Raw genomic sequence first — 12,536 nt, 5'->3', positions numbered from 1 at the left:
ACTTGTCTCCCTGTGGGAGCACGGCTTGCCGGCGATGGCGTACTGACAGACGCCATCGCCGGCAAGCCGTGCCCCCACAGAGAAGACGCCGGGTTACAGGATATACCGCGACAGGTCTTCGTTCTGCGCCAATTCACCCAGGTGGCTGTTGACGTACTCGGCGTCGATCCGGATCGGCGTTTCGCGGTGGGCGCTGGCCAGGTCGCCGGCGCTGAACGAGACTTCCTCGAGCAGGCGTTCGAGCAGCGTGTGCAGGCGACGAGCACCGATGTTCTCGGTCTTCTCGTTGACCTGCCAGGCAATCTGCGCCAGACGCTTGATACCTTCCGGTGCAAACTCGATGTCCAGGCCTTCGGTCTTGAGCAGCGCACAGTACTGTTCGGTCAGCGACGCATGGGGCTCGCTCAGGATGCGTTCGAAGTCTTCCGGTGACAGCGCCTTGAGTTCGACACGGATCGGCAGGCGGCCTTGCAGCTCCGGTACCAGGTCGCTCGGCTTGCTCAGGTGGAACGCGCCGGAGGCGATGAACAGGATGTGATCGGTCTTGACCATGCCCAGCTTGGTGTTGACCGTGCAGCCTTCGATCAATGGCAGCAGGTCGCGTTGCACGCCCTCGCGGGATACATCGGCACCGCCGACGTTGCCACGCTTGGCGACCTTGTCGATTTCGTCGATGAACACGATGCCGTGCTGTTCGACCGCTTCCAGGGCCTTGGCCTTCAACTCTTCTTCATTGACCAGGCGGCTGGCTTCTTCATCGCGCACCAGTTTCAGCGCTTCCTTGACCTTGAGCTTGCGGCTTTTCTTCTTGCCCTTGCCCATATTGGCGAACAGGTTTTGCAGCTGGTTGGTCATTTCTTCCATGCCCGGCGGCGCGGAGATGTCGACGCCAGTCATCTCGGCCACTTCGATCTCGATTTCCTTGTCGTCCAATTGCCCTTCGCGCAGGCGCTTGCGGAACAATTGGCGGGTGTTGGAATCCTGGGTCGCGGCGGTATCGGCGTTGAAACCCATGCGCGCCGGAGGCAGCAGCGCGTCGAGGATGCGCTCTTCGGCGGCGTCTTCGGCGCGGTGGCGTACCTTGGTGATTTCCTGCTCGCGCAGCAACTTGATGGCGGCGTCGGCCAGGTCGCGGATGATCGACTCGACGTCACGGCCGACATAGCCGACTTCGGTGAACTTGGTGGCTTCGACCTTGATGAACGGCGCGTTGGCAAGCTTGGCCAGGCGACGGGCGATTTCGGTCTTGCCGACGCCGGTCGGGCCGATCATCAGGATGTTTTTGGGGGTTACTTCGACGCGCAACTCTTCGGGCAATTGCATCCGGCGCCAGCGGTTACGCAGGGCAATGGCGACGGCGCGCTTGGCATCGTCCTGGCCGATGATGTGGCGGTTGAGTTCGTGGACGATTTCGCGGGGAGTCATGGACATAATAATTGGCGGTCCTCAAGCAAGAATGAGCCGTGGCGCTGGGCCTGGACAGGCTTACTCCGCGAGATCCTGCTCCTCAATGGTTTGGGTATGGTTGGTGAAGACGCAGATGTCGCCGGCGATGCCCAGGGCAGTCTCGACGATTTCACGGGCAGACAGGTCGGTTTTTTTCAGCAGGGCGCTGGCCGCGGCCTGGGCGTAGGCGCCGCCGGAACCCATGGCGATCAGGCCGTCTTCGGGCTCAACGACGTCGCCATTGCCGGTGATGATCAGCGAGGCGTCCTTGTTGGCGACCGCGAGCATGGCTTCGAGGCGGCTCAGGGAGCGGTCGGTGCGCCATTCCTTGGCCAGCTCCACGGCGGCGCGAATCAGGTGCCCCTGATGTTTCTCAAGCTGGCCTTCGAAACGCTCGAACAGGGTGAAGGCATCGGCGGTAGCGCCGGCAAAACCGGCGATGACCTGGCCGTGGTACAGGCGACGGACTTTCTTCGCGTTGCCTTTCATCACGGTATTGCCCAGTGAAACCTGGCCGTCGCCGCCCATGACGACTTTGCCATGACGGCGGACTGAAACGATGGTGGTCAAGGGAAGAGTCTCCACGCAGCGGGGCGAAAATGCCCGGATGAAAACTCATATGGGGGTAGTGTGGTTTTTTTCAACTGCGGGGCGGGGGTGCTGACAAGCGGTTCGCCTTACCTGTGGGAGCAAGGCTTGCCCGCGATGAAGTCAAAGCGGTTCGCCCTTGGGGCCGGAGGCGGCTGCATCGCGGGCAAGCCTTGCTCCCACAGTATGTTCAGCGGCTCTGGCGTTGTTGTAACAACAGATTGCTGAAACCGCTGCCGGCCAGTTGCTTCTGGGCCTTGGTCAGCTCCTCGCGATTGCTGAACGGGCCAACCAGCACCCGATACCAGGTTTCGTCCTTCACGGTCCCGGACTCCACCGACACGGATTGGCCCAGCAGGATGATCTGCGCCCGGACCTTGTCGGCATCGGCTTCCTTGCGGAATGAACCGGCTTGCAGGAAGAACTTCGTCACCGGGGCGGCTTTCTGCACGGGTGGGGCCGGTGGCGGCGTGATGCCGGCCAGGGCGGCTTGGGCACGGGCGGTGTCGATCTTCGCCGCTTCAGCCGGAGTGACCGGCGTGGCAGGCACCTGCGGCACTTGCGGTGTCGGCAGGGTTTTCTCCGGTACGGCCTCGGGCGGCACGATGACTTCCGATTCCGGCAACAAGGTATAGAAGTCGTACTTCGGCTTCACCGGTTGTGTGGGGCTCGGCGGGGTCTTGTTGGCCTCGGCAATCCGCGTGGCCTTCTGCTGCTCTTGCTTGACGCGCTTGACGTCATCGCCCTGACCCGGTTCCAGCTTCATCAGGAAAACAATGAAAGCGCCAACCGTCAGGCCGATAGCCATCCACAACCAGCCCGGAATCGGCTTTTTGGCCGGGGGCTGGTAACGACTGGCGCCGCGCTTGGGTGCAGGTTTTTTCTTGGCGGCCAACTTACATGCGCTCCAGGGTTTCCAGGCCCAGCAGTTCCAGGCCCTGCTTGAGCGTGCGCGCAGTCAGCGCGGCAAGGCGCAGGCGGCTTTGCATTTGCTCGGGGGTATCGGCATTGAGGATCGGGCAATTCTCGTAGAAGCTGGAGAACAGGCCGGCCACGTCATACAGATACGCACACAGGGTATGCGGCGTGCCTTTGTCGGCCACGTTATTGAGCACTTCGCCGAACTGCGCCAGTTTCGCCGCCAGTTCCTGCTCCTGGGCCGCTTCGAGCACGATCCGCCCTTCGACTTCATCGAAGCCCTTGCCGAGCTTGCGGAACACGCCGGCCACGCGGGTGTAGGCGTACAACAGGTACGGAGCTGTGTTGCCTTCGAAGTTGAGCATCAGGTCGAAGTTGAAGCTGTAGTCGCTGGTGCGGTGCTTGGACAGGTCGGCATATTTCACCGCATCGATGCCCACGACCTTGGCGATCTGGCGCAGCTCGTCTTCGGCCAGGTCCGGGTTCTTGCCCTTGACCAGCGCATAGGCGCGCTCCTGGGCTTCGGTCAACAGGTCGATCAGCTTCACCGTGCCGCCGTCGCGGGTCTTGAACGGACGGCCGTCGGCGCCGTTCATGGTGCCGAAGCCCATGTGTTCCATTTCCATCGGGCGCGGTACGAAGCCGGCCTGACGGGCCACTTCGAACACTTGCTGGAAGTGCAGGGCCTGACGCTGGTCGACGAAGTACAGGACCCGGTCCGCCTTGAGCACACCGTTGCGATAGCGCACGGCCGCGAGGTCGGTAGTGGCATAGAGATAGCCGCCGTCGGCCTTGACGATGATCACTGGCAGCGGCTCGCCGTCGGCGGTCTTGAACTGGTCGAGGAACACGCACTGGGCGCCGTTGCTCTCCACCAGCATGCCCTTGGCCTTGAGGTCGTTGACCACGTTGATCAGGTCATCGTTATAGGCGCTTTCGCCCATGACGTCGGCCATGGTCAGTTTGACGTTCAGCAACTCGTAGATTTTCTGGCAATGGGACAGCGAGATGTCCTTGAACCGGGTCCACAGCGCCAGGCACTCGGCATCGCCGGCCTGCAACTTGACCACCAGGCCACGGGCACGGTCGGCGAACTCCGGGGATTCGTCAAAGCGCTGCTTGGCGGCGCGGTAGAAGTTCTCCAGGTCCGACAGTTCATCGCTGGTAATCGGGTTTTCCTGGAGATAAGCCATCAGCATGCCGAACTGGGTGCCCCAGTCGCCCACATGGTTCTGACGGATCACGGTGTCGCCAAGGAACTCCAGCACCCGGGCCACGCCGTCGCCGATGATGGTCGAGCGCAGGTGGCCGACGTGCATTTCCTTGGCGAGGTTGGGGGCCGACAGGTCCACCACGGTGCGCTGCAGCGGGCCGGCCTTGCGCACGCCGATGCGCTCGTCGGCCAAGGCCGCGTCCAGGCGCGAGGCCAGGGCCTGGGCGTTCTGGAAGAAATTGATGAACCCGGGGCCGGCGATCTCCGCTTTGGCGACGTTTTCGTCGGCCGGCAGCGCGGCGATGATTTTCTCGGCCAGGTCCCGCGGCTTCATGCCGGCCGGCTTGGCCAGCATCATGGCGATGTTGCTGGCGAAATCGCCGTGGGTCTTGTCGCGGGTGTTTTCGACCTGAATCGCCGGCGACAGGCCTTCTGGCAACACACCTTCAGCGACGAGTTGGGTGATGGCTTGCTGGATGAGCTGGCGAATGGTGTCTTTCATGGTCTTCTCTTTCAACCGCAGGCGCGGCGGCGCTTCGATGCGCTGGTGGAAAAACTGGGCATTATCCGTGGCGAAGGCGGGCTTGCCAACTGTAGCGGGTCGGTTGGGGCTGTGTGGTGATTATTCGGGCCTCATCGCGATTTTGAATTCAATACAAATCCACCGGATCCACATCCAGCGACCAGCGCACCGCCCGCCCACTGGGCATTTGTTCCAGCACCAGCAGCCAGGCACTCAATAGTCGGTGCAGTGGCGCCCGGGCATTGGCCTGTAATAACAGCTGCGCCCGATAGCGTCCGGCCCGCCGCTCCATCGGAGCCGGCACTGGGCCCAACAGTTCGATCCCGGTGAGGTTCTGTTCCGCCAGCAAACGCTCGGCCTCGCTGCACGCGTCGTCGAGGAAGCCTTCGGCCTGTCCCGGTTTATGGGCTTCGGCCCGCAACAGTGCCAGGTGGGCAAACGGTGGCAGGCCGGCGCTGCGGCGTTCGCTCAGGGCCTGCTCGGCGAAAGCGAAATAGCCTTCTTCAGTCAGTTGTATCAGCAGAGGGTGGTCCGCCAGATGGGTCTGGATGATCACCCTGCCCGGCTCCTCGGCGCGCCCGGCCCGGCCGGCAACCTGGACAATCAACTGCGCCATGCGCTCGCTGGCGCGGAAGTCACCGGAGAACAGCCCTCCGTCGGCGTCGAGGATCGATACCAGCGTCACCCGGGGGAAGTGATGTCCCTTGGCGAGCATCTGCGTGCCCACCAGGATGCACGGCTGGCCTTTCTGGATGGTGGCGAACAACTGATTCATCGCGTCTTTGCGCGATGTGCTGTCGCGATCCACCCGCAGCACCGGGTAATCGGGAAACAAGATGCCCAGCCGTTCTTCGGCGCGCTCGGTGCCGGCGCCTACCGGGCGCAAGTCCACTTTGCCGCATTGCGGGCAATGCCTTGGCACGCGTTCGGTGTGTCCGCAATGGTGGCAGCGTAATTCACCGTAGCGTTGATGCACGGTCATCCGGGCGTCGCAGCGCTCGCAGCCGGACATCCAGCCACAGTCGTGACACAACAGGGTCGGGGCGAACCCCCGGCGATTGAGAAACACCAGGACTTGCTGTCCGGCAGCCAGGGTCTGGCCGATGGCTTGTTGCATCGGCCCGGAAATGCCGCTGTCCAGTGGCCGGCTTTTTACATCCAGGCGCAGGAAGCGCGGTTGTTTCGCACCGCCGGCCCGTTCGTTCAGGCGTAACAGGCCGTAGCGGCCGGTGTAGGCGTTGTGCAGGCTTTCCAGGGACGGCGTCGCCGAACCGAGGACGATGGGGATGTTCTCCTGGCGGGCGCGTACCAATGCCAGGTCACGGGCGTGATAGCGCAGGCCTTCCTGCTGTTTATAGGAGCCGTCGTGTTCTTCGTCGATGATGATCAGACCGGGATTTTTCATCGGCGTGAACAGGGCCGAGCGGGTGCCGATGATGATGTCGGCCTCGCCATCCCGTGCCGCGAGCCAGGCTTCGAGGCGCTCGCGGTCGTTGACCGCCGAGTGCACCAGGGCGATCCGGGCGTTGAAGCGTTGTTCGAAACGCGCCAGCGTTTGCGGGCCGAGGTTGATTTCCGGAATCAACACCAGGGCCTGCTTGCCCGCTTCGAGGGTCTGGCGGATCAGCTGCAGGTAGACCTCGGTCTTGCCGCTGCCGGTGACGCCGGCCAGCAGGAAGGCGTGGTAGCTGTCGAACCCGGCGCGAATTGCCTCGCAGGCAGCCCGTTGTTCGGCATTGAGCGGCAGTTCCGGCTGGGCCAGCCAATGTTCGTGGCGCACGCCCGGCGCGTGCCGGCGGACCTCCACCTGGACCAGCTCTTTTGCCAGCAGGAGGTCGAGGCTGTCCTTGCTGAGCATCAGCTTGCTCAGCAAGGCGTGGGCCACACCATGGGGATGCTGGGCCAGGGTCGCCAGGGCTTCGCGCTGACGAGGCGCGCGGGCGATGCGCGGGTCGTCCGTCGACGCCCCCGGCGCCACGGACCAGAACCGCTCCTGGCGCGCCTCCGCCGGTTCGCCCTGGCGCAACAGCACCGGCAGCGCCCAGCTCAAGGTGTCGCCCAGGCTGTGCTGGTAATACTGGGCCGTCCACAGGCACAGCTTGAACAGTGACGCCGGCAGCGGTGACGTGGCATCGAGCAGCGCAAGGGCCGGTTTGAGCTTGTCGGCCGGGACCTCGCTATGGTCGGTGACTTCCACCAGGATGCCGATCATTTCGCGTCGACCGAATGGCACCCGCAGGCGCATGCCGGGTTGCAACCGGGCGCGTGGGACCCCGGCCGGAGCGCGGTAGTCGAACAGGCGGCGCAGGGGCGAAGGCAGGGCGAGGCGCAGGATGGCGTCGGGCACGCGGGGGATTCTCGGTACGGACACGTTCAAAGGCTGGGCACAAATCCCTGTGGGAGCGGGCTTGCTCGCGAAAGCAGTGGGTCAGTTTGCAATGATGCCGACTGTGCCGCCGCTTTCGCGAGCAAGCCCGCTCCCACACTGGAATGGTGCTTGAGGCGGGGAGCCTAGCAGACGGTTGGTACAAGGCATAGCTTGCGTCATTGTCGATGTCTGGTAGAATCCGCGCCCTAATTACGTGCGGTATTCAACAATAGTGTTGGGTGGCGGCACGCTAGCCTGAGGAAAACATCATGAAAGCCGATATCCATCCAGAATACCCAGCCGTTGCCGTGACCTGCAGCTGCGGCAACAAGTTCGAAACCCGTTCGACCTACGGCAAAGCCCTGGCGATCGACGTTTGCAACGAATGCCACCCGTTCTACACCGGTAAGCAAAAGACTCTGGACACCGGTGGCCGCGTTCAGAAGTTCGCCGACCGTTTCGGTGCTTTCGGCGCTACCAAAAAGGCCTGAGGCTGATCATTTTGGAGGCTCGTTCCGGCGGCTCCAGATTGATGAAAAAGGCGTCCCTGGTGGGCGCCTTTTTTGTGTCTGCGATTTGGCTGAGCGGGGCCGAAGCCTTCTGTCCGGCGCCGGCGGGCCTGGTTCGGGCGAAGGTCCAGCGGGTGGTCGATGGCGACACCCTGCGCCTGGCAGATGGCCGAAGCGTGCGCATGATCGGTCTCAACAGTCCCGAGCTGGGCCGTCAGGGCCGCTCCGACGAGCCCTTCGCCGTTGCGGCCCGGCGTCGTCTCGAAACGCTGGTGGCTGCCGGCGACGGGCAAGTGGGCCTGCTTCCCGGCCGGGAGGGCCGGGATCGCTATGGGCGCACTTTGGCTCACGTCTATGGTGCCGACGGCAAAAACCTCGAAGCGCAACTGCTCGCCGAGGGCCTGGGTTTCCAGGTGGCGGTGGCGCCGAATACCGACTTGGCGGACTGCCAGCGGACCGCCGAGCGTCAGGCCCGTGAAGCGCGCCTAGGGCTCTGGAAGCGTTCGCCGGTGCTCAAGGCGCAGCAGGTCGGGGCGCCTGGTTTCGCAGTGCTCAGCGGTCGCGTGAATTCCGTCAGGCGCAATCGTGGCGGTGTTTGGCTCCAATTGGAGGGGGCGGTTGTACTGCATGTTGCTCCCAATTGGATGAGCCGTTTCGATATGGCTTCGCTTGAGCGTCTGCAGGGGAAGCAGATCGAGGCGCGCGGCTGGGTGGTGGATCGGTCGAGGCGCGGGGCGCTCGAACCGGGACGGGATCGCTGGTTATTGCCTTTGACTGATCCGGCGATGCTGGTCGCTCTGCCTCGATAAAAAACTGTAGACATTTTTCAGTTGAATTGTATGCATCAAGCCCTTGTGTTTAGCGGCTCTTGGCCCAAAGTCGTAGGGCAGGCCGCTTGACAAGGGTGACCGGCCAGTCTTGTAGGGACTTTGCGAGGGGCGTATCCTCGGCGGTCCGTCTGTCCAACACAGTAAAAAGCGGAATGCCCACATGTCTGATCTGAAAACTGCCGCTCTCGAATATCACGCTAATCCTCGTCCAGGAAAGCTGAGTGTCGAGCTCACCAAGGCCACCGCTACTGCCCGCGATCTGTCGCTGGCCTACAGCCCCGGCGTAGCCGAACCCGTACGCGAAATCGCTCGCGACCCGGAACTGGCCTACAGATACACCGGCAAGGGCAATCTGGTTGCAGTCATTTCCGATGGCACCGCGATCCTCGGCCTGGGTGACCTCGGTCCACTGGCTTCCAAACCGGTCATGGAAGGCAAGGGCGTGCTGTTCAAGCGCTTCGCCGGTATCGATGTGTTCGACATTGAAGTCGACTCCGAGAGCCCGCAAGCCTTCATCGACACCGTCAAGCGTATCTCCATCACTTTCGGCGGCATCAACCTGGAAGACATCAAGGCTCCCGAGTGCTTCGAGATCGAGCGCGCTCTGATCGAGCAGTGTGACATTCCGGTGTTCCACGATGACCAGCACGGCACCGCGATCGTGACTGCGGCCGGCATGATCAACGCCCTGGAAATCGCCGGCAAGACTCTGCCGGAAGCCAAGATCGTCTGCCTGGGTGCCGGCGCTGCGGCCATCTCCTGCATGAAATTGCTGGTGAGCATGGGCGCCCGGATCGAAAACATCTTCATGGTCGACCGTACCGGTGTGATCCACTCCGGCCGTACCGACCTGAACCAGTACAAGGCGGTCTTCGCCCACGCCACTGACAAGCGCACCCTGGCTGAGGCGCTGGACGGCGCCGACGTGTTCGTCGGTCTGTCGGGTCCGAACCTGCTGAGCCCGGAAAACCTGTTGCGCATGGCACCGAACCCGATCGTGTTCGCCTGCTCGAATCCGGACCCGGAAATCTCCCCGGAGCTGGCTCACGCCACCCGCAGCGACGTGATCATGGCCACCGGTCGTTCGGACTATCCGAACCAGGTGAACAACGTGCTGGGCTTCCCGTTCATCTTCCGTGGGGCCTTGGACGTTCGCGCCAAGCGCATCAACGAAGAAATGAAAGTCGCGGCCGCCAACGCTCTGCGTGAGCTGGCCAAGCTGCCGGTTCCCCAGGAAGTGTGCGACGCCTATGGCGGCATCAAGCTGGAATTCGGTCGTGAGTACATCATTCCGAAACCAATGGACGCCCGCCTGATCACCCTGATCTCCGACGCCGTGGCCAAGGCCGCGATCGAGACCGGCGTGGCGACCCTGCCGTATCCGAAGAACTACCCGCTCAAGAGCGTGGATGACGTGTTCAACGGTTAAAAGCAGCCGCCCATAAAAAAACCTGGCCTCGGCCAGGTTTTTTTATGGGCTTCGAGCGGCAAGCTTCAAGCTGCATGAGAAGCGAGGCCTACCGCGCTTGCTTTGGCTTTACTTGAAGCTTGCGGCTTGAAGCTCGCCGCTGCTTCCCTAGAACAAATCAATCGGCGCCGCTTCGTCCGCCGGCAGCGGGCTGCCTGGCGCGACGCCGTTGCCCAGCTCGTTGACCGATGGCGGGGTGTCTTCGCTCTTGAACAGTTCGAAATACGCCCCTGGGGTGCCTGGCGTGGCCGCACGGCCGCTGGCCGGGTCGACCCGCAGGCTGAGGATGCCTTCCGGCTCCGGTTGGGTATGGGGCGGTTTGTCCTTGAGGGCGGCGCCCATGTAACTCATCCAGATCGGCAACGCCACGGTGCCACCGAACTCGCGACGACCGAGGCTTTCCGGTTGGTCGAACCCGGTCCAGACAGTGGTCACGTAATCGCCGTTGTAACCCGAGAACCAGGCGTCCTTGGATTCATTGGTGGTGCCGGTCTTGCCCGCCAGGTCGCTACGGCCCAGGGCCAATGCACGGCGGCCCGTGCCGAGCTTGATCACGTCCTGCAGCATGCTGTTGAGGATGTAAGTGGTACGGCCATCGACAATACGTTCGGCGATGGCTGGTGCCTGTGGTACCGCCGGGGCGGTCGCGGCTTCACCCGGGGTAGCGTTCACCGTGAACGTTTCTGTGGCTGGCGCCGCAATGCCGTCGCTGGCCTGCTCGCCTGTTGGTACCCGTGGCGGATTGGCAACGAACAGGGTCTCGCCATTACGGCTTTCGATTTTTTCGATGATGTACGGGGTGACCTTGTACCCGCCATTGGCAAAGGTGCTCCAGCCCGTGGCGATTTCCATCGGGGTCAGGGTCGCCGTGCCCAGGGCCAGGGACAGGTTGCGCGGCAGGTCCTGCTTGTTGAAGCCGAACCGGCTGATGTAATCGATGGTGCGATCCACGCCCAGCGCCTGCAGCAGGCGAATCGACACCAGGTTGCGGGACTTGTACAGCGCTTCGCGCAGACGGATCGGACCGAGGAACGTGTTGGTGTCGTTCTTCGGTCGCCAGACCTTGTCGAGGTACTCGTCGACGAACACGATCGGCGCATCGTTCACCAGGCTGGCGGCGGTGTAGCCGTTATCCAGGGCCGCGCTGTAGACGAACGGCTTGAAGCTCGAGCCGGGCTGGCGCTTGGCCTGCAAGGCGCGGTTGTAGTTACTCTGCTCGAAGGCGAAGCCACCCACCAGCGAGCGGATCGCGCCGTCTTGCGGGTCGAGGGATACCAGTGCGCCCTGGGCCGCCGGGATCTGGCTGAATTTGAGCGCATTGTCCGGTTGGCGTTGCACCCGGATCAGGTCGCCGACCTGGGCAACGTCCGATGGTTGCCGGGGAGCGGCGCCCATGCTGTTGGTGTTGAGAAACGGGCGTGCCCACTTCATCGATTCCCAGCTTACATGCTCTTCCAGCTCGCCGTTGCGGGTCAGGACCTTGATGCCGTCCTTCCCCACCTCGGTGACGATTGCCGGCTCCAGCCCGCTGATGGCGCGTTGCTTGGTCAGTTCCAGGGCCCAGGCTTCGCGAGTCTTGCCCGGCAAGCGCGATTCAGGCCCACGGTAGCCGTGGCGCTGGTCGTAGGTCATCAGGCCTTCGTGCAGCGCGGTGTTGGCCATTTCCTGAAGGTTGCTGGGCACTGTGGTGGTTACGCGAAAACCTTCGGTGTAGGCATCGCTGCCGTAGCGACCGACCATCTCGGCGCGGGCCATTTCGGCGATATAAGGCGCATTCACTTCCGGCGTCGGTACGTGATAGCTGGCGTTCAAGGGCTCGTTGATCGCGGCGGTGTACTCGGCTTCGCTGATCTTGCCGAGCTTGTACATGCGCCCCAGGATCCAGTCGCGACGCTCCTTGCTGCGTGCGGGGTTGGCCAACGGGTTGAAGCGCGACGGCGCCTTGGGCAGGCCGGCAATCATCGCCATCTGCGCCAGGCTCACGTCGCGGATCGACTTGCCGTAGTAGACCTGTGCAGCCGCTTCGATGCCGTAGGCGCGGTTGCCCAGGTAAATCTTGTTCACGTACAGCTCGAGGATCTCGTCCTTGGTCAGCTGTCGCTCGATTTGCAGGGCCAACAAAATCTCAGTGGTCTTGCGCGAGAAGCTGCGCTCGCTGGTCAGGAAGAAATTCTTGGCCACCTGCATGGTGATGGTACTGCCGCCGGACTGGATGTGCCCGCTCTTGACCAATTGGCTCGCGGCCCGCATCAGGCTACCGGGATCGACGCCGTAATGATTGGCGAAGTTGTCGTCTTCAGCACTTAGTAACGCATTGATGAAATTGGGCGGAATGTCGGCGAAACGGATCGGTGTGCGGCGCATTTCGCCAAATTCGGCGATCAGCTTGTTGTCGCTGCTGTAGACCCGCAGAGGAATCTGCAACTGAATACTTCTCAGCGCCTCCACAGACGGCAATCCCGGACTAAGGTAAAGAAACGCACCGCTCAGACCCAGGAGCAGTCCGCAGAAAACGGCGACGATGGACCATCCGAAAAATTTCAGCAGACGAATCAAGGCTTTTGGATATCCAGGCAAAGAATGAAAAAGGCGCCAGGTGCAGGGGAAGGACCCGAGCGTGCAACAAAGCGAAAAAAAGCGCTGCGCATTATAAGCATTTTTTTTCGTCGGGAA

Annotated in this window: 9 protein-coding genes; 3 read left to right on the top strand and 6 right to left on the bottom strand. The window is 62.6% G+C overall.

What is annotated here, in order from left to right; all coding sequences use genetic code 11:
• Positions 1-93: 93 nt before the first annotated feature.
• From hslU to AD666_RS03855, 5 genes are all read right to left on the bottom strand, one after another.
• Positions 94-1,431, bottom strand: coding sequence for an ATP-dependent protease ATPase subunit HslU (gene hslU, locus AD666_RS03875; RefSeq protein ID WP_053147754.1), 1,338 nt, complete (start codon positions 1,429-1,431; stop codon positions 94-96).
• A 54-nt stretch (positions 1,432-1,485) separates the two neighbouring features.
• Positions 1,486-2,016 (bottom strand): ATP-dependent protease subunit HslV, encoded by a 531-nt coding sequence (hslV, locus tag AD666_RS03870; RefSeq protein ID WP_007968352.1) that lies wholly within the window; start codon positions 2,014-2,016, stop codon positions 1,486-1,488.
• 208 nt (positions 2,017-2,224) lie between these two features.
• A complete protein-coding gene (locus AD666_RS03865; protein WP_053147752.1) occupies positions 2,225-2,929 on the bottom strand; it encodes an SPOR domain-containing protein in 705 nt (234 codons plus the stop codon).
• A 1-nt stretch (position 2,930) separates the two neighbouring features.
• Complete coding sequence (gene argS, locus AD666_RS03860) at positions 2,931-4,667, bottom strand: arginine--tRNA ligase (protein WP_053147750.1); 1,737 nt, start codon at positions 4,665-4,667, stop codon at positions 2,931-2,933.
• A 148-nt stretch (positions 4,668-4,815) separates the two neighbouring features.
• Positions 4,816-7,035: a primosomal protein N' gene (locus AD666_RS03855; protein ID WP_053147748.1), complete on the bottom strand. Its 2,220-nt coding sequence runs from the start codon at positions 7,033-7,035 to the stop codon at positions 4,816-4,818.
• Positions 7,036-7,325: 290 nt separating this feature from the next.
• Between AD666_RS03855 and rpmE the strand changes: the two genes are divergently transcribed.
• The 3 genes from rpmE (at position 7,326) to AD666_RS03840 (ending at position 9,824) form a co-directional block, all read left to right on the top strand.
• Positions 7,326-7,547 (top strand): 50S ribosomal protein L31, encoded by a 222-nt coding sequence (gene rpmE, locus AD666_RS03850; RefSeq protein WP_053147746.1) that lies wholly within the window; start codon positions 7,326-7,328, stop codon positions 7,545-7,547.
• A 41-nt stretch (positions 7,548-7,588) separates the two neighbouring features.
• On the top strand, positions 7,589-8,374 hold the full coding sequence (locus AD666_RS03845; RefSeq protein ID WP_053147744.1) for a thermonuclease family protein: 786 nt from the start codon (positions 7,589-7,591) through the stop codon (positions 8,372-8,374).
• A 181-nt stretch (positions 8,375-8,555) separates the two neighbouring features.
• The gene (locus AD666_RS03840; protein WP_053147743.1) at positions 8,556-9,824 is read left to right on the top strand and encodes a malic enzyme-like NAD(P)-binding protein; all 1,269 of its coding nucleotides are present in this window, start codon (positions 8,556-8,558) and stop codon (positions 9,822-9,824) included.
• Between the two features lie 147 nt (positions 9,825-9,971).
• On the opposite strand, the gene AD666_RS03835 is transcribed toward AD666_RS03840, so the two are convergent.
• The gene (locus tag AD666_RS03835) at positions 9,972-12,416 is read right to left on the bottom strand and encodes a penicillin-binding protein 1A (RefSeq protein WP_172679592.1); all 2,445 of its coding nucleotides are present in this window, start codon (positions 12,414-12,416) and stop codon (positions 9,972-9,974) included.
• Positions 12,417-12,536: the final 120 nt, after the last annotated feature.

Source organism: Pseudomonas sp. Pf153 (assembly GCF_001269775.1).
In the GTDB taxonomy this organism is placed as follows: domain Bacteria; phylum Pseudomonadota; class Gammaproteobacteria; order Pseudomonadales; family Pseudomonadaceae; genus Aquipseudomonas; species Aquipseudomonas uvaldensis.
Note: the sequence above shows the minus strand (reverse complement) of the source record. Positions and strands in the feature narration are given on the sequence as shown.